Here is a 15969-nt window from a genome sequence, read left to right on the forward strand (position 1 = left end):
ATGATACTGACCTGCCCGTCCTGCGCCACCAGCTATTTCACCCCGGACGATGCGATCGGTCCGGGCGGGCGCCGCGTGCGCTGCAAGAGCTGCAGCCACGTCTGGCATGCCAGTTCCGACGAACCCCTGGAATTGAACGCCGCTGCGGTCCTGATCGCGGACGCCGAACAGGCCGCGACCGTGGCCGCGGACCCTGAACCGTTGCCAACGGCTGCGGCCGGGTTCGGCAAGCGTGACGACAGTACGGAAACCCTGGCCGAGACTCCGGCCCCCGAACTGCCCAAGGCCTTCCGGGCCCGGGCCGAGCAGCAGCGCCGCCTGCGCCGCGCCGCCGCCCACGGGGCCGTCTGGGCCGGGATCGCCTCGGCCTTCGTCGCCCTGTTGACCGCCGGTTGGCTGTTCCGGATCGAAGTGGTCGAACTGTATCCGCGCGCGGCCGCCGCCTATGCTGCTGTCGGATCACCGGTGAATCCGACCGGGCTGGAGTTCGAGGCCATCACCGCCCGCGCCGCTCCCGGGACCCCCGACCGGGTGCAGGTCTCGGGCGCGTTGCGCAATGTCCGCTCGGACGAGATCGTCGCCCCGCCGGTGCGTCTGGCCCTGCTGGACGCCCACGGGGCCGAGGTCGGCCATGCGGTGGTGCGGATCGACGCGGCCCCCGTCCTGCCGGGCAAGGTTCAGGGGTTTGCCGTGCTGATCGCCGATCCGGGCAGCAAGGCCGCCGGCGTCGATGTCATCTTCCTGGCCCGCGAAACCGTTCGCCGCCCCGCCCCTGCGCCGCATGTCGCGCCGACCCCTCCGGCCCCCCGCCCGCTGCCCACGGCGGACGAGGGCGGCCTGCGTCCGGCCCTGGTCCCGGTGCCGGACCGCGGCGACCTGTATCCGCTCGACGCCGTGCCCGTGCCGACGCCGACCCTCGACACGACCGGGCCCGAGGCGGTATCCGCCTCCCATCATGGCTGATGACCCCCAGGCCCTGCCGGCCACCCCGACCGTTCTGCTGCCCGAGGCCGAGATTCAGCGCATCGTCGCCGATCTGGCCGCGCGCATCGCTCCGGTGATCGATGACGAGACCGTGGCCGCCGTGCTGTTGACCGGCGGGTTGTGGTTCGCCGCAGATCTGACCCGGGCCCTGTCGCGGGTTGGCCGCAACGTCCGGTTCGACGCCCTGTGGCTGGCTTCCTACGGCGACGAACAGAGCAGCCGCGGCCGGATCGACGTTTACGCCCCCTATCAGCGGCCGATCGCCGGTCGCCGCGTGCTGATCCTCGACGATGTGTTCGATACCGGCCTGTCGCTGGCCGAGGCGGTGCGCATTACCCGCGAGGGCGGTGCCGCCGAGGTGCTGACCTGCGTCTTCGCCCGCAAGCCCTGGCCCCTGCCGCGTGCGCCCGAGCCGGACTTTGTCGGATGGGACGCTCCGAACCGTTTTCTGGTCGGCTATGGCCTCGACCACGCCGGGGCCCTGCGCGGCCTGCCCGACGTCTGCGCCCTGGACTGATTCGCCCTTTTGCCGCGGTCTGGACGGGTGACGGACCCTGACGGTGGCGCTAAACCATCGGCAGGGAGACACGCACCATGACGACTCGCGCCAATGCGCCCCACTACCAGTCCGGATTCGGCAATCATTTCGCGACCGAGGCGGTGGCCGGTGCCCTGCCCGAGGGGCAGAATTCGCCGCAGAAGGCCCCGATGGGCCTCTATGCCGAACAGCTGTCGGGCACTGCCTTCACCGCCCCGCGCAGCGAGAACCGCCGCAGCTGGCTGTACCGGCTGCGGCCCTCCGCCCAGCATCCGGCCTACAGCCCCTTCCCCCAGGGGCAGGTGCGTTCGGGCCCCTTCACCGAGGCCGACCCCAATCCCAACCGCATGCGCTGGGACGCCCTGCCCATGCCGGACACCCCGACCGACTGGGTCGAGGGGCTGATCACCTACGGCGGCACCGGCGACCCCGAGGCGCTGAACGGCGTCGGCATCCATCTGTATGCGGCCAACCGCTCGATGGTCGACCGGGTCTTCTACTGTGCCGACGGCGAGCTGCTGATCGTGCCGCAACAGGGCGAACAGGTCTTCGTCACCGAGATGGGCCGTATCGACGCCCGCCCCGGCGAGATCGTCGTCATTCCGCGCGGCGTGCGCTTCCGCGTCGAGGTCTCCGGCCCGGTGCGCGGCTATGTCTGCGAGAATTACGGTGCCGCCTTCCGCCTGCCCGACCTGGGGCCGATCGGCTCCAACGGTCTGGCCAATCCGCGCGATTTCCAGGCCCCGGTCGCGGCTTTCGAGGACGTCGACCGCCCGACCGAATGCATCCAGAAATACGCCGGCCGGCTGTGGACCACCACCTTCGACCACAGCCCGATGGACGTGGTCGCCTGGCACGGCAATCTGGCCCCTTACAAATACGACACGGCCCGGTTCAACACGATCGGCACGGTCAGCTTCGACCATCCCGACCCGTCGATCTTCACCGTCCTGACCTCGCCCAGCGACACGCCGGGCACAGCCAATGCGGATTTCGTCATCTTCCCGCCGCGCTGGATGGTGGCCGAGCACACCTTCCGGCCGCCGTGGTTCCATCGCAATGTGATGAGCGAGTTCATGGGGCTGGTGACCGGCGAATACGACGCCAAGGAGGGCGGCTTTGCCCCCGGCGGGGCCAGCCTGCACAATTGCATGAGCGGCCATGGCCCTGACCAGGCCAGCTATGACAAGGCGGTCAAGGCAGACCTCAAGCCGGTCAGGATCACCGACACCCTGGCCTTCATGTTCGAGACCCGGCTGCCGATCCGCACCACCCGCTGGGCCCAGACCACACCGCTGATGCAACTGGACTACGATGAAGTCTGGACCGGTTTCGACAAGGGAGACGTGACATGAGCTTGCGCCTGATGATGGCGGCCGCCGCCGCCCTGCTGCTGACAGCCTGCGCGCCCGTGGCCCCGATCTCCGACGGGCCGGTAACGGTCGACCAGACCCCGACTGCCGCCGCCTGCACCGCCCGCGGTGGCGAACTGCGCCCGGTCGGCCGGATGCAGAGCCTGCAGTGCGTGATCAAATACGCCGACGCCGGTAAGCGCTGCACCGACGGGGATGATTGCCTCGGCGACTGCCGGATCGAAGGCGCGGCCCCGGCCCCGCGCGAGGGCGCGGCGGTCGTCGGCCAGTGTCAGGCCAACAGCAACCGGTTCGGCTGTTTCACCACGGTCGAGAGCGGCCGGGCCGAGGCGACCCTCTGCATCGACTGACCGGGTGCATCCAACGCGGGTCTGGATCCGTTTCTAAACCATGACCCTGACCCAGATTGCCGTCTTGCTGTCCGTAAACCTGGCCCTGATCGTCGGGGTGATGGTGGCCCTGTGGCTGGTCGCGCTGAAGGTCCGGGACGTCAGCTTCATCGACGGCGTCTGGCCGCTGGCCATGCTGTTTCTGGCGCTGGTGACTTGGCCGCGGACCGAGGGCGATCCGGGCCGTAAATGGCTTCTGCTGGGGATCGTGACGCTGTGGGCCTTGCGACTGGCCTGGCATCTGTTGCGGCGCTGGCGCGCGAACGGGGCCGACGCCCGCTACGTCGCCATCCTGAAGGACCGCAGCGACAAGGGCTGGAGCTTCGGCAAGACCGCCCTGCTGATCGTCTTCCTTCCGCAGGCGGTGCTGGCCTGGCTGACGTCGTTGCCGGTGCAACTGGGCCAGGTCTCCGCGACGCCGGCGCTCGGGGCGATCGCGGTGATCGGCGCGATACTGGCCGTGACCGGACTGGTGTTTGAAACGGTCGGTGACGCCCAGTTGGCCGCCTTTCGCAAGGACCCGACCACCCGGGGCACGGTGCTGGACACCGGCCTGTGGCGCTATACCCGCCATCCCAACTATTTCGGCGATGCCTGCGTGTGGTGGGGTCTGTGGCTGATCGCCGCCGAAAGCGGGGCGGTGGGCCTGTGGTCGATTGCCGGGCCGCTGTTCCTGACCTTCACCCTGACGCGCTGGTCAGGCATCGGCATCACCGAGAAGGCGATCTCGAAATCGCGGCCGGGCTATGCCGACTATGTGGCGCGCACCAGCGCCTTCATTCCGTGGCCGCCGAAGCGGGCCTGAGGCCGGACACGGAAAACCCCCGCCGCGTGCGCGACGGGGGCTGACCGTTCTGAAGGTGCCGGGGGTCATGAAGCCCCGACGGGCCGTATTACTGGGCCGGGATCGAAGGCGAGGTGTTCGGCGTGTTTTCGGTGGTCATGCCACCGTCAGCGTTGCCGGCCTGCTGTTCAATGCGGTCGGCCTCGGCGTTCAAGGCAGTTTCTTCGGCTTCGGTCGGAGCGGCGGCAGCCTGGGCTTCCAGGGCGTCGGCCTGGGCCTCGGCCTGCTTGTCGGCGGCGCTTTCGCCACAGGCGGCGAGGCCGGCGAAGGCAAAGGTGGCGGCGGCGGCGATGATCAGTTTACGCATGTTTAGCTTCCTTAGCTGAGTGGAACCCCGATAACGCCGCCTTCCGCATTGGGTTCACGCTTGCGTGATAAAAAATCGATGTCACTGGCTGAAATCGGCGAAGCCTACCCGTCCCGCGCCCAGCAGGGCCGCGTGTTTGTGCAGGATCACCTGGGTCGGGATGGCCGCCATATAGTCCTGGAACCGGCCTTTGCGCTCGAACCGCTCGCGGAAAGGGCTGGCCTTGAGGAAGGGCAGGATGCGTGGGGCGATACCGCCGGCGATATAGACGCCGCCGCGGGCACCGGTGGTCAGGGCGATGTCGCCGGCCACAGCCCCCAGGATGGCGCAGAAGCGGGCCAAAGTCGCGCCGCAGACACTTTGTGGGTCGGCCATGGCCGCCTCGGTGATGGCCGCGGGATCCTCGATATGGTCTTCGCGCCCGTCGATCTCGGCCAGGGTCTTGTGCAGGTTCAGCAGGCCGGGACCGGATATCAGCCGCTCGATCGAGACCCGGTCATAGCGACGGCGCAGGATCCGCAGCATCTCGTCCTCGATCGGGTCGCCGGGCGCGAAACACACGTGACCGCCTTCGCTGGTCATGGCCACCTGTTGCCCGTCGCTGTCGCGGATCAGGGCCGAGACGCCGAAGCCGGTGCCGGGGCCGAGCACCGCCAAGGTGGCATTTGGGTCGCCCGCCTCGGGACCGCCGAGCGAGGCCAATTGGTCCGGCGGCATGATCGGCGCACCCCAGGCCTGGGCCACAAAATCGTTGATCAGCCGGATCGGGTTCAGGCCCAGGTCGGCCAGCTCTCGTTCCGAAACCCGCCACGGAGAATTGGTCAGGTCAATCTCGCCGTTGGTGACCGGTCCGGCCACGGCGATGACGCCGCCGCTTGGTTTGATCGTGCAGCCCTCGATGAAGGCGGCGACCGCGGCCAGCAGGGTCGGAAAGCGCGTGGCCGGAAAGCTCTCGACCCGATCCAGTACCGGGCAGCCGTCGACCAGATGAACCGTGGCGAACCGGGCATTGGTGCCGCCGACGTCGCCGACCAGCAGGGTGGGGGGGCTCATGCGTCGACCGCGGCATTGACCCAGTTGGGATCGGACACGTCCCGGATTTCGGGCTTGCCGCCCCCGTGCAGGCCGCTGAAACAGACCGACGCCCCCTGTTCGGCCGGGCTGACCCCGGCGCGGAAGGCCCCGAACAGTTCGCGCCCATAGCCCCAGTCCTGGGACTCGGTCGGCCGGGCCCGCTTGCGCGCCATCAGCTCGTGCATCTCCATCCGGATGTGCAGTTCGCCGGTCTCGGCATCGACGCGGATCACGTCGCCGTCGCGAACATAGGCCAGCGGTCCGCCGTCGAGGGCTTCGGGCGTGACGTGGATGGCGGCCGGAGTCTTGCCCGAGGCCCCCGACATCCGGCCGTCGGTGACCAGGGCCACCTTGAAGCCGCGGTCCTGAAGCACACCCAGACCCGGCGACAGGCTATGCAGTTCGGGCATGCCGTTGGCGCGTGGTCCCTGAAAACGGACCACGGCGATGCCGTCATGATCCAGCTCGCCGGCCTTGAAGGCGGCCAGGAAGCCTTCCTGGCTGTCGAACACCTTGGCCGGGGCCTCGACGATGCGATGCTCGGGCTTGACCGCCGAGACCTTGATCACGGCCCGGCCCAGATTTCCCTGCAGCAGGCGCAGTCCGCCCTCGTGATCGAACGGGTCCGAGGCGGGGCGCAGGATGGTCGTGTCCAGACTCTCGGTCAGGCCGTCGCGCCAGACCAGCTTGCCGTCGAGCATCATCGGCTCCTGGAAATAGGCGGCGATGCCCTTGCCCATGACCGTGGTGACGTCGGAATGGATGTGGCCGGAGCGGGCCAGTTCGCGGACGATAAAGGCCACCCCGCCGGCGGCCTGGAAGGCGTTCACATCGGCGGTGCCGTTCGGATAGATGCGCGTCAGCAGCGGCGTGACCGACGACAGCTGGTCCATGTCGGTCCAGTCGATGATGATACCGGCCGCCCGGGCCATGGCGACCAGATGGATGGCGTGGTTGGTCGAGCCGCCGGTCGCCAGCAGGGCGACGATGCCGTTGACGATGGATTTTTCGTTGATGACGTCGGCCATCCGCCCCTTGCCGGTGCGGGCCAGCTCCACGGCCCGCTGCGCCGCCGCCGCCGTCAGGGCGTCGCGCAGACCTGTGTCGGGATGGACGAAGGCGGTCGAGGGCAGATGCAGCCCCATCAGCTCCATCATCATCTGGTTGGAGTTGGCGGTGCCGTAGAAGGTGCAGGTCCCCGGCGAATGGTAGGAGGCGATCTCGGTTTCCAGCAGGGTGGCGCGATCGACCTTGCCCTGGGCGTATTCGGCCCGCACCAGGGCCTTTTCGGCATTGGGGATACCCGAGGGCATCGGCCCGGCCGGGGCGAATATCACCGGCAGGTGGCCGAAGGCCAGGGCCCCCATGAACAGGCCGGGCACGATCTTGTCGCACACGCCCAGACACATGACCGCATCAAAGGCGTCGTGGGTCAGGCCGATCCCGGTCGACATGGCGATCACGTCGCGACTGAACAGCGACAGCTCCATGCCGGGGCGGCCCTGGGTGACGCCGTCGCACATGGCCGGGGTACCGCCCGCCACCTGGGCGGTGGCGTCGACCTCACGTACCGCGTCGCGGATCACCTGGGGAAAGCGTTCGAACGGCTGATGGGCCGACAGCATGTCATTGTAGGCCGTCACCACGCCGAGGTTCGGCTGGGTCCCGGTCATGGCGGTGATCTTGTCCTTGATCGGGGCCCCGGCGAAGGCGTGGGCCCAGTTGGCGCAACTGAGCTTGGCCCGCCCCACTTCGGCACTCCCGGCGGCGTCCATGCGGCGCAGATAGTCGGCGCGGGTGGCGCGGCTGCGGTCGACGATGCGGGCGGTGACCCCGGCGACGACAGGATGAATCTTGGGCTTGGCAGCGGCCATCAGGCAGTCTCCGTCCACAGGACCTGAAGCGGAACCCCGGCTTCAATCAGGGCAGCGATGGGCCGGTTGACAGGGTCGCCGACGGCTTCGCTCTCGAACACCGCCCGCTTGGTGTCGCCGGTCAGGGCCAGAATGACCCGCTCGGCCCTGACCAGATAAGGCAGGTTGATGGACAGGCGTTCCATCGACGGGGCCGCGCCGTCGCGACCGGCCGGGACGCCGAGCACGGTCGGCTGCAGGTGTGGGCTGAGCAGGCTTTCCAGCGTCGGGCTGCCCGGGAACATCGAGCAGATGTGCCCGTCCTCGCCCATGCCCAGCAGAACGACATCGATGCCCCTGACCTCGGCACCCAGCGCCCTGGCGGCGATCAGGGCCGAGCGGTCGACGGTGATCGACGGGTGATACAGGGGCACGAAACGGGCCGCCGCGGCCTTGCCGGTCAGCAGGGTCCGCTTCAGCAGGCGCGCATTCGAGTCGGGCGACGACTCCGGGACGTAGCGCTCGTCGATCAGGGTGATGGCGATCTTCGACCAGTCCAGGGCGGCCTCGGACATGACCCGGTAGATCGGCGTCGGTGTCGAACCGCCTGAACCCGCGAACACGGCCCGGCCGCGCGCCTTGACCGAGGCGGCGAGTCCATCGGTCAGCCGGGTGGCACAGGCCCTGGCCCAGGTCGCGACAGTGGGAAAGGTCTCGATGGCGGGGATCACAGGCGTCGTCCAGATCTGGCAGAAGGCAGGCGGTCGTCAAACATCATTCTTGTTCCAGGCCCGACCGGTGTCGGTCAGCAGCTTGCGCGCCGAGGCCGGACCCCAGGTGCCGGCGGTATAGGGTTCCAGCCGGACAGCGGCCCCGGCCCAGGCGCGGGATACATCATCGACCCATTCCCACGCCTTTTCCGCCTCGTCGCGGCGCACGAACAGGGTCGAGTCTCCGGCCATAGCGTCCAGCAACAGACGCTCATAGGCAATGCGACGGCGCGGCGCAGCCTTGCCGTTGCCGTTCATGCCCCAGGACAGGGACATGCGGATCGGCTGCAACTGCATGCGCAGGTCGAGGCCCGGACGCTTGTTCATCACCGTCAGGGAGATGTCCTCGTCCGGCTGGAGTTCGATCACCAGTCGGTTGTCGCTGATGTCGCTGCGGCTGTCGTCGCGGCCGAAGATCGAATGGGGCACAGCCTTGAACTGGATGACGATCTCGGTGCGTTTCTCCTTCAGCCGCTTGCCGGTGCGCATGAAGAAGGGCACGCCCGCCCAGCGCCAGTTGTCGATATTGGCGCGAATGGCGACGAAGGTTTCGGTGTCCGACGGCTGGCCGCGATCCTCGCTGTAGCTGGCGGCCGGTGCCCCATCGGCGGTGCCGGCGATATATTGGCCGCGCACGGTGACGGTCTCGGCGTCTTCCGGCGTGATCGGCCGCAGCGAGCGCAGCACCTTGACCTTCTCGTTGCGCACCGAGTCCGGGTCGAGATCCGACGGCGGCTCCATGGCGACCAGGCAGAGAAGCTGCAGCATGTGGTTCTGCACCATGTCCCGCAGCGCGCCGTACTCGTCGTAATAGGGCCAGCGGTCGCCGACCCCGACGGTCTCGCCGATGGTGATCTGGACGTGGTCGATGGTCAGATTGTTCCACAGCGGCTCGAACACGGTGTTGCCGAAGCGCAGGGCGATCAGGTTCTGCACCGTCTCCTTGCCGAGGTAGTGATCGATGCGGAACACGCGGTCCTCGGTAAAGGCGCGGCGCACGGCCTCGTCGATCTCGAGAAAGGACTCCAGGTCGCGGCCGACCGGCTTCTCAATGACGACGCGCGAACGCGGGCCGGCCAGTCCGGCGGCGGCCATGGCGTCGACGATATGGCCGAACAGCGAGGGGGAGACCGCGAGGAAGGCAGTCAGGTCCTCATCGTCGCCGAGCCGGTCCTTCAGGGCCTTCAGGCTTTCGGCACTGGTGGCGTCAACCGCCAGATAGTCGAGGCGTGCGGCCAGCCGGTCCCAGCTGGCCGTGTCCCAGCCACCATCGGCCTGGGCCCGGGTCTCGACCGCCTCACGGGTGCGGGCGACAAAGGCGGGCACCGTTTCTTCGCTGCGGGCAGCGGCGATGATCTTCAGTCCGTCCGGCAGCAGACCGTCGCGTTCGAGGAAATACAGCGAGGGCAGCAGCATCCGCATGGCCAGGTCGCCGCCGCCGCCGAATAAAACCAGTGCCGCCATTGCCTATGTCGCTTCCCGCCAATTTCCGTCTGGGTCAGTGTTTGGCCGCTTCGGCCCTTTGCGCCAACACGTCGAGGACGTTCTGAAACACCAAGTTACGCGATCTCAGCAGCACAAGCAGATGATAGATCAAATCCGCGGCCTCGGATGTGAGTTCCGTATCCGGGCCGGCGGCCCCGGCCAGGGCCGTCTCCACGCCCTCCTCGCCGACCTTCTGGGCGGCGCGTTTGGGCCCTTCGGCGAGCAGGCGCGCGGTCCAGCTGATGGCCGGGTCGGCCCCGGCCCGTTCGGTGATCGTCGCCTCCAGCCGGGCGATGCGGCCCAGACCCGGCGCATCCTCGTCGCCGAAACAGCTGGTCGTTCCCAGATGGCAGGCCGGGCCCATCGGACGCACTGCCAGCACCAGCGCGTCGTTGTCGCAGTCCGGCGTGATCGCCACCACCTTCAGCCGGTTGCCCGAGGTCTCGCCCTTGCGCCAACGCCCGCCGCGCGAGCGCGAGAAGAAGGTGGCCTCGCTGGAAGTGATCGTTTCGTCGAGGGCGGCGCGATCCATATAGGCCAGGGTCAGCACCTGCAGGGTGTCGGCGTCCTGCACCACGACCGGGATCAGGCCGTCGCCCTTGGCGAAATCAAGCGTGTCGGGATCAAGGGTCACAGCCGCATCTCCTGGCCGGCGTCGGAAAGAAAGGTCTTCAGGTCGGGAATGGTCAGGGCCCCGGTGTGGAACACGCTGGCCGCCAAGGCCCCGGACACGTCCGCGTCGCGAAACACGTCGAGGAAGTGACTGGCCGCTCCGGCTCCGCCCGAGGCAATCAGCGGGATGGTCAGCCGCTCACGCGCCACCTTCAACTGGGCGATGTCATAACCGGCGCGGACTCCGTCCTGATCGATGCAGTTCAGCACGATCTCTCCGGCCCCCAGCGACTGGGCCTCGACGATCCAGTCCATCGTCCGCCGCCCGGCGGCGCGACGCGCGTCGGGGTCGCCGGTATATTTGTGCACGACCCATTCGCCGTCCTCGAGCCGGCTGTCGACGCCCAGCACCACGCACTGGCTGCCCAGCCGCGCCGCCATCTCGCCGATCAGTTCGGGCCGTTCCAGCGCCGGGGAATTGATCGAGACCTTGTCGGCTCCGTTGTCGAGACAGCGCGCGGCCTGGTCGACGGTACGGATGCCGCCGGCGACGCAGAACGGGATGTCCAGTAGCCGGGCGATATCGCGCACCCAGCCATAGTCGAGCGTGCGGCCCTCGGGCGAGGCGGTGATGTCGTAGAAGACCAGTTCGTCGGCCCCCTGGTCCCGATAGCGGGCCGCCAGCTCGGCGGCGTCGCCCATGTCGACATGGTTCTCGAAGCGCACACCCTTGACCACCCGGCCGTCGCGCACATCGAGGCAAGGGATGATGCGACGCGCGGTCATGCGACGCTCGCGAGCGCTTCCGCGACGGTGAACCGCGCTTCGTAGAGCGCCCGGCCGACAATGATCCCGTCACAGCCGATGGCTTTCGCGGCGGTCAGATCGGTCAGGGTGCCGACGCCGCCGGAGGCCTGAATCCGCAGATCGGGACGCCGGGCCCGGACCTCGGCCAGCAGTTCGAGGTTGGTGCCGGTCAGGGCCCCGTCGCGACCGACGTCGGTGATCAGGACGTGGCTCAGGGTGTCCGGCGGATAGCGATCCAGCGCGGCCCACAGGTCGATGCCGGCGGCTTCGGTCCAGCCCTTGAGGGCCGGCACCCAACGCTCGCCGTCCGCCTTGACGTCGAGCGCCAGGGTGATGCGTTCGGGTCCGAAATGTTCCAGCCAGCCAGCGACCGCCTCGGGTCGGCTGATCGCCAGTGAGCCGACCACGACGCGATCAACCCCGGCCGCCAGCAGGGCGCGGATGTCGTCATCCGAGCGTACGCCGCCGCCGGACTGGATGCGGATGTCGACGCTGCGGGCGAGTTCGCCGATCAGGCCGTGCTGCATGGCGCGTCCGGCTTCGGCCCCGTCCAGATCGACGATGTGAACCCAGGTCGCGCCGGACAGGGCGAACCCGGCCAGCCGCGCGGCGGGGTTCTCATCGTAGCGGGTGACCTGGTCGAAACGGCCGTGCATCAGGCGGACGCAGACACCGCCCTTCAGGTCGATAGCGGGATAGACGATCATGCGGAGAGCTCCAGGAAGTTCTGCAGGATGCGGGCCCCGGTCGCCGCCGAGCGCTCGGGGTGGAACTGGCAGCCCCAGCGGTTGGCCTTGCGGACCACGGCGGGGACGGCGGTGCCGTAGGCGGCGGTGGCCAGGGTGGCGTCGCCGTCCGGGCAGACGAAGCTGTGCACGAAATAGGCATAGTCGCCATCGCTGACCCCGGCCAGCAGCGGGTCGGGTTTCACGATCTTCAGTCGGGTCCAGCCCATGTGCGGTACCGGCAGGTCGGACCCGCCCTCCAGCTGCCGTACCTCCCCGGGGATCAGACCCAGCAGGTCGACCCCGCCGCCCTCGTCGCTGCGCTCGAACAGCAGTTGCTGGCCCAGACAGACGCCCAGCAGCGGGCGCTCAAAGGCCCGGATCGGCGCGACCAGGCCCAGCGTCTTCAGCCGCTGCATCGCATAGGCGGCCGCCCCGACGCCGGGCAGGATCAGCCGTTCAGCGGCGGCGATCTGATCGGCATCATCGGTGATGACGACCGACGCCCCCAGACGCTCCAGCGCGAACTGGACCGAGGCGGTATTGCCCGCGCCGTAGCCGACGACGGTGACCGTGCTCACAGCACCCCCTTGGTCGAGGGAATGGCGTCGCCCTCGACGCGGATGGCCTGACGCAGCGCCCGTCCGAAGGCCTTGTAGACGGCTTCGGTCTTGTGGTGGTCGTCGTCGCCGGTGACCGTGACATGGATGGCGGCCCCGAGGTGTTCAGCCAGCGAGCGGAACACATGGGCGGTCAGGTCGGTGCGATAGTCGCCGATGAACGGGGTGGTGAACTCACCCTCGAACACCGGATAGGGGCGGCCCGACAGGTCGATCGACACCGCCGCATTGGCCTCATCCATCGGCAGGACGAACCCATAGCGGGCGATGCCGCGGCGTTCGCCCAGCGCCTGCTTCAGGGCCTGGCCGAGGGCGATGGCACTGTCCTCGATCGTGTGGTGCGGGTCGGTGTGCAGGTCGCCTTCGCACGCCAGCCGGATGGAGAATCCACCGTGGGCCGCGACCTGTTCCAGCATGTGATCGAAGAAACCGACCCCGGTGTGGATGGCGACCGGCCCGGGCGCGTCGAGATCGACGGTACAGACGATGCGGGTCTCCTTTGTATCGCGCACGGCCTGACCGGTGCGGGCCGCCCGGCGCGGGGCCGGACCGACACCCAGGGCGGTCAGCAGCCGGTCATTGACCTCAGGCCGGATCGACAGCGGCAGGCGCAGGCGGTCACCGGACACGTCGACGGCAACCCCGAATTTCTCCAGCGCACCGACGGCGGCGGTCAGGTCGACCGGGCGGGCCATCAGTACCGGGCCGACCCCGGCCTCGATCGTCATCGCCCGGCCGAGAGCAGTGGCGACCCGTTCGCGTTCGGCACGCACGGTGGCGATCCGTTGGCCGGTCTCGACCATGCGCGACGGGTCCAGCGCCTGCAGCGCCAGTCGCACCGACGGTTCGGGCAGGGCGTAAGGCTCCAGCATCGCCGCCAGTCGGGCCAGAGTGGCCGGCTGGGCCAGGGCCGCACCGATCCGGGCTCCGGCCAGGCCATAGGCCAGCGACAGGCTCCGCAGCACGACCAGATTGGCGTGTCCGGCGATGGCCTCGGTCGCCGACGGCGCGTCCGCGAATTCGATCAGACCCTCATCGACCACCAGCAGGGCCGGGGCGACCCGCTCGGCCATTTCAGCCACGGCCTCGGGCGAGCCGAGGGCGCGGATGATGACGGCCCCGACCTCGCGCTCTGTTCCGGGGCGCGCATAGATCGCCGCTAGGCCAATATAGGGCTGGGCCTCGGGCGCGGTGACAGTCAGGCCGTCCCGCGCCGCCAGACGCCACACCAGTTCCAGCCCATGCGACAGGCCGCGCACCGGCAGCACCTGTTCCACCGGCACGGCATAGATCTGCGCCATCCGCGCGGCGAGGGCGGTCGGGTCGGCCGGATAGCGGTCCAGACCGTCGGCCCCGGCCACCAGCGGGACAAAGGGGGCGGGCAGGTTGATCATGACGCGCACCTCAGATCGGCGGCCCGGGCGTGGGCCTCCAGACCCTCCAGCCGGGCCAGTCGGGCGGCGACGGGCGCCAGGGCGGCGGCCCCGGCGACCGTGACCCGCTGCACCGACATGGTGGTCATGAAGCTGGCCGTGGTGATGCCGCCCAGCGTCTTCGCCCCGCCGTCGGTCGGCAGGACGTGGCTGGGTCCGGCGGCATAGTCACCCAGGGTCTCGGCGGCGCAGTTGCCGACGAACACGGCCCCGGCGGCCGAAATCTGCGCCACCAGCGCCTCGGGGCTTTCGGTCTGCAGCGACAGGTGTTCCGGGCCGTACAGGTTGGACACGGCGCAGGCCTCGGCCAGGTCACGCACCTTGATGGCCCGGGCCTCCGACAGGGCGGCGCGGGCGATGTCGGCACGGGGCAGGGACGGCAGCTGGGCCTCGACCTCCTCGACGATGGCGGCGATGGCGGCCTTGCTGTCGGAGACGAGGATGACCTGGGCGTCGGCGTCGTGCTCGGCCTGGCTCAGCAGGTCGGCGGCGACGATGACCGGATCCGCCGCCAGATCGGCGATGACCAGCAGCTCGGACGGTCCGGCCGGCATGTCGACGGCGGGCCCACCCGGCAGGGCCGCGGCCTGGCGTTTGGCCTCGGCGACCCAGGCGTTGCCGGGGCCGAACAGCTTGTCACAGGGCGCGATCTCGCCCTCGTCGAGGGTGACGCCGAAGGTCAGGGCGGCGATGGCCTGGGCCCCGCCGATCAGCCACAGATCATCCAGTCCGCCCTCTGCCGCGGCCAGGATCATGGCCGGGTGCGGCTCCCCGTCCTTCGTTGGCGGGGTCACGGCCACGCGGCGTTTGACCCCGGCGGCAGTGGCGGGAATGGCCAGCATCAGCAGGGACGAGAACAGTGGGGCTGAACCGCCGGGCACATACAGTCCGGCCGAGGCGATCGGCCGCCACACCAGCTGCGAGCGCACGCCCGGCGTGGTCTCGATGATCGCCGTGTCGACCGGCACGGTCAGCTGGTGGAAGACGCGAATATTGGCGGCGGCCATGGTGATGGCGCGGGTGTCGGCGGGCGACAGCCGGTCACGCGCGGCGGCGACCGTGTCGCGGGTGATGGCGATACGGCGCGGCGCGGCCCCGTCCAGCTTCAGGCTCCAGTCGGTGACGGCTGCGCCGCCGCGCGCCTGCACGTCGTCAAAGATCGCGCGCACACCGTCGGCGACGCGCGTCTCGGTGCGGCGCTGTGGGCGAGCCAGGGCGGTGCGGCGGCCGTCAGCGTCGAGGGAGGACCAGTCGATCAGTCGCATCACATCATCTTCTCGATCGGCAGGACCAGGATGGCCGAGGCCCCGGCGGCCTTCAGCTTCTCCAGCGTCTCCCAGAACACGGCCTCCTGACAGACGGCGTGGACGGCGACGGCGTCGTCACGGCCCGATAGCGGCATGACGGTCGGCGACCCGGCTCCGGGCAGGATGGCGGTGATGGCGTCCAGCGCCGAGCGCGGGGCATTCAGCATCACGTATTTGGCCCCCTGTGAGGACACGACCCCGCTCATCCGTTCGATGATGCTGTCCAGCAGGTGTTGCAGTCCGGGCTCGGGCGGTTGCGGCGCACGGATCAGTACCGCCTCGCTTTCCAGCACCGTTTCGCGCGCCATCAGGCCGTTGGCCTCCAGCGTCGCCCCGGTCGAGACCAGGTCACAGATGGCCGCGGCCAGCTTCAGCCGGGGCGCCACCTCGACCGCGCCGCGCATGACCACAATGTCGGCCTTGATGTTCTGCGCATCGAGATAGCGGCGCAGGATTTTCGGATAGGAGGTGGCGATACGCAGCCCTTCCAGCGAGGTGGGTCCGGTGTAGTCCAGCGTCGGCGGCACGGCCAGTTTCAGCGTGCAGCGCCCGAAGCCCAGCGGCATGATCACCTCGGCCACGGGCCCGCCGTTGCGGGCCTCCTCCAGCACATTCTCGCCGACGATGCCCAGATCGCAGACGCCGTCGGCGACAAAGGTCGGGATGTCGTCGTCGCGGACCCGCAGCAGGTCGATCGGATAATTTTCGATCCGATAGAGCAGGTCGTTGTTGCCCTTGACCACCCTCAGGCCCGCGTCGCGGACGAGGTCGAGGCTGCGGTCGGCCAGGCGGCCGGATTTCTGCACGGCGATTCGAAGTCGCCCCTGGACGGTACTCATGATCGGATA

General features: G+C 69.1%; 17 protein-coding genes. 5 read left to right on the plus strand and 12 right to left on the minus strand.

What is annotated here, in order from left to right; all coding sequences use genetic code 11:
• From AAC067_RS07565 to AAC067_RS07585, 5 genes are all read left to right on the plus strand, one after another.
• Positions 1–963, plus strand: a complete 963-nt coding sequence (locus AAC067_RS07565; protein WP_339931127.1) for an MJ0042-type zinc finger domain-containing protein — start codon at positions 1–3, stop codon at positions 961–963.
• Positions 956–1501, plus strand: a complete 546-nt coding sequence (locus AAC067_RS07570; RefSeq protein ID WP_339931129.1) for a phosphoribosyltransferase family protein — start codon at positions 956–958, stop codon at positions 1499–1501. Before AAC067_RS07565 ends, AAC067_RS07570 begins: the two co-directional genes overlap by 8 nt.
• Positions 1502–1578: 77 nt before the next feature.
• Positions 1579–2877 carry a homogentisate 1,2-dioxygenase gene (gene hmgA, locus AAC067_RS07575; RefSeq protein WP_339931131.1) on the plus strand — a complete coding sequence of 433 codons (1299 nt, stop codon included), beginning with the start codon at positions 1579–1581 and terminating at the stop codon, positions 2875–2877.
• Positions 2874–3245: a hypothetical protein gene (locus AAC067_RS07580; RefSeq protein WP_339931133.1), complete on the plus strand. Its 372-nt coding sequence runs from the start codon at positions 2874–2876 to the stop codon at positions 3243–3245. Before hmgA ends, AAC067_RS07580 begins: the two co-directional genes overlap by 4 nt.
• A gap of 40 nt (positions 3246–3285) precedes the next feature.
• On the plus strand, positions 3286–4089 hold the full coding sequence (locus tag AAC067_RS07585; protein ID WP_339931135.1) for a DUF1295 domain-containing protein: 804 nt from the start codon (positions 3286–3288) through the stop codon (positions 4087–4089).
• 88 nt (positions 4090–4177) lie between these two features.
• Here the strand turns inward: AAC067_RS07585 and AAC067_RS07590 are convergent, their stop codons facing one another.
• From AAC067_RS07590 to hisG, 12 genes are all read right to left on the minus strand, one after another.
• Complete coding sequence (locus AAC067_RS07590; RefSeq protein ID WP_339931137.1) at positions 4178–4435, minus strand: hypothetical protein; 258 nt, start codon at positions 4433–4435, stop codon at positions 4178–4180.
• Positions 4436–4516: 81 nt separating this feature from the next.
• Positions 4517–5488, minus strand: coding sequence for a glucokinase (glk, locus tag AAC067_RS07595; RefSeq protein ID WP_339931139.1), 972 nt, complete (start codon positions 5486–5488; stop codon positions 4517–4519).
• Positions 5485–7383: a phosphogluconate dehydratase gene (gene edd, locus AAC067_RS07600; RefSeq protein WP_339931141.1), complete on the minus strand. Its 1899-nt coding sequence runs from the start codon at positions 7381–7383 to the stop codon at positions 5485–5487. The genes glk and edd overlap by 4 nt, the downstream gene beginning before the upstream one ends.
• The gene (gene pgl, locus AAC067_RS07605) at positions 7383–8093 is read right to left on the minus strand and encodes a 6-phosphogluconolactonase (RefSeq protein WP_339931143.1); all 711 of its coding nucleotides are present in this window, start codon (positions 8091–8093) and stop codon (positions 7383–7385) included. The genes edd and pgl overlap by 1 nt, the downstream gene beginning before the upstream one ends.
• A gap of 36 nt (positions 8094–8129) precedes the next feature.
• The gene (gene zwf / locus AAC067_RS07610; RefSeq protein ID WP_339931145.1) at positions 8130–9596 is read right to left on the minus strand and encodes a glucose-6-phosphate dehydrogenase; all 1467 of its coding nucleotides are present in this window, start codon (positions 9594–9596) and stop codon (positions 8130–8132) included.
• Between the two features lie 34 nt (positions 9597–9630).
• Positions 9631–10251 carry a bifunctional phosphoribosyl-AMP cyclohydrolase/phosphoribosyl-ATP diphosphatase HisIE gene (hisIE, locus tag AAC067_RS07615; RefSeq protein ID WP_339931147.1) on the minus strand — a complete coding sequence of 207 codons (621 nt, stop codon included), beginning with the start codon at positions 10249–10251 and terminating at the stop codon, positions 9631–9633.
• On the minus strand, positions 10248–11015 hold the full coding sequence (gene hisF, locus AAC067_RS07620) for an imidazole glycerol phosphate synthase subunit HisF (RefSeq protein ID WP_339931149.1): 768 nt from the start codon (positions 11013–11015) through the stop codon (positions 10248–10250). Before hisF ends, hisIE begins: the two co-directional genes overlap by 4 nt.
• Positions 11012–11743 (minus strand): 1-(5-phosphoribosyl)-5-[(5-phosphoribosylamino)methylideneamino]imidazole-4-carboxamide isomerase, encoded by a 732-nt coding sequence (gene hisA, locus AAC067_RS07625; RefSeq protein ID WP_339931151.1) that lies wholly within the window; start codon positions 11741–11743, stop codon positions 11012–11014. The genes hisF and hisA overlap by 4 nt, the downstream gene beginning before the upstream one ends.
• Positions 11740–12342, minus strand: a complete 603-nt coding sequence (hisH, locus tag AAC067_RS07630; protein WP_339931153.1) for an imidazole glycerol phosphate synthase subunit HisH — start codon at positions 12340–12342, stop codon at positions 11740–11742. The genes hisA and hisH overlap by 4 nt, the downstream gene beginning before the upstream one ends.
• On the minus strand, positions 12339–13775 hold the full coding sequence (gene hisB, locus AAC067_RS07635) for an imidazoleglycerol-phosphate dehydratase HisB (RefSeq protein ID WP_339931155.1): 1437 nt from the start codon (positions 13773–13775) through the stop codon (positions 12339–12341). The genes hisH and hisB overlap by 4 nt, the downstream gene beginning before the upstream one ends.
• Positions 13772–15079 carry a histidinol dehydrogenase gene (hisD, locus tag AAC067_RS07640; RefSeq protein ID WP_339931157.1) on the minus strand — a complete coding sequence of 436 codons (1308 nt, stop codon included), beginning with the start codon at positions 15077–15079 and terminating at the stop codon, positions 13772–13774. The genes hisB and hisD overlap by 4 nt, the downstream gene beginning before the upstream one ends.
• Complete coding sequence (gene hisG, locus AAC067_RS07645) at positions 15079–15960, minus strand: ATP phosphoribosyltransferase (protein WP_339931159.1); 882 nt, start codon at positions 15958–15960, stop codon at positions 15079–15081. The genes hisD and hisG overlap by 1 nt, the downstream gene beginning before the upstream one ends.
• Between the last annotated feature and the right edge of the window lie 9 nt (positions 15961–15969).

This window comes from uncultured Brevundimonas sp. (assembly GCF_963977465.1).
Classification (GTDB): Bacteria; Pseudomonadota; Alphaproteobacteria; order Caulobacterales; family Caulobacteraceae; genus Brevundimonas.

Bases quoted from the DNA above. Each gene is read 5' to 3' on its own strand.
- AAC067_RS07565 (WP_339931127.1), top strand. From the start codon at position 1: ATGATACTGACCTGCCCGTCCTGCGCCACCAGCTATTTCACCCCGGAC.
- AAC067_RS07570 (WP_339931129.1), top strand. From the start codon at position 956: ATGGCTGATGACCCCCAGGCCCTGCCGGCCACCCCGACCGTTCTGCTG.
- hmgA (WP_339931131.1), top strand. From the start codon at position 1,579: ATGACGACTCGCGCCAATGCGCCCCACTACCAGTCCGGATTCGGCAAT.
- AAC067_RS07580 (WP_339931133.1), top strand. From the start codon at position 2,874: ATGAGCTTGCGCCTGATGATGGCGGCCGCCGCCGCCCTGCTGCTGACA.
- AAC067_RS07585 (WP_339931135.1), top strand. From the start codon at position 3,286: ATGACCCTGACCCAGATTGCCGTCTTGCTGTCCGTAAACCTGGCCCTG.
- AAC067_RS07590 (WP_339931137.1), bottom strand. From the start codon at position 4,435: ATGCGTAAACTGATCATCGCCGCCGCCGCCACCTTTGCCTTCGCCGGC.
- glk (WP_339931139.1), bottom strand. From the start codon at position 5,488: ATGAGCCCCCCCACCCTGCTGGTCGGCGACGTCGGCGGCACCAATGCC.
- edd (WP_339931141.1), bottom strand. From the start codon at position 7,383: ATGGCCGCTGCCAAGCCCAAGATTCATCCTGTCGTCGCCGGGGTCACC.
- zwf (WP_339931145.1), bottom strand. From the start codon at position 9,596: ATGGCGGCACTGGTTTTATTCGGCGGCGGCGGCGACCTGGCCATGCGG.
- hisF (WP_339931149.1), bottom strand. From the start codon at position 11,015: ATGACCGCGCGTCGCATCATCCCTTGCCTCGATGTGCGCGACGGCCGG.
- hisA (WP_339931151.1), bottom strand. From the start codon at position 11,743: ATGATCGTCTATCCCGCTATCGACCTGAAGGGCGGTGTCTGCGTCCGC.
- hisB (WP_339931155.1), bottom strand. From the start codon at position 13,775: ATGATCAACCTGCCCGCCCCCTTTGTCCCGCTGGTGGCCGGGGCCGAC.
- hisD (WP_339931157.1), bottom strand. From the start codon at position 15,079: ATGCGACTGATCGACTGGTCCTCCCTCGACGCTGACGGCCGCCGCACC.
- hisG (WP_339931159.1), bottom strand. From the start codon at position 15,960: ATGAGTACCGTCCAGGGGCGACTTCGAATCGCCGTGCAGAAATCCGGC.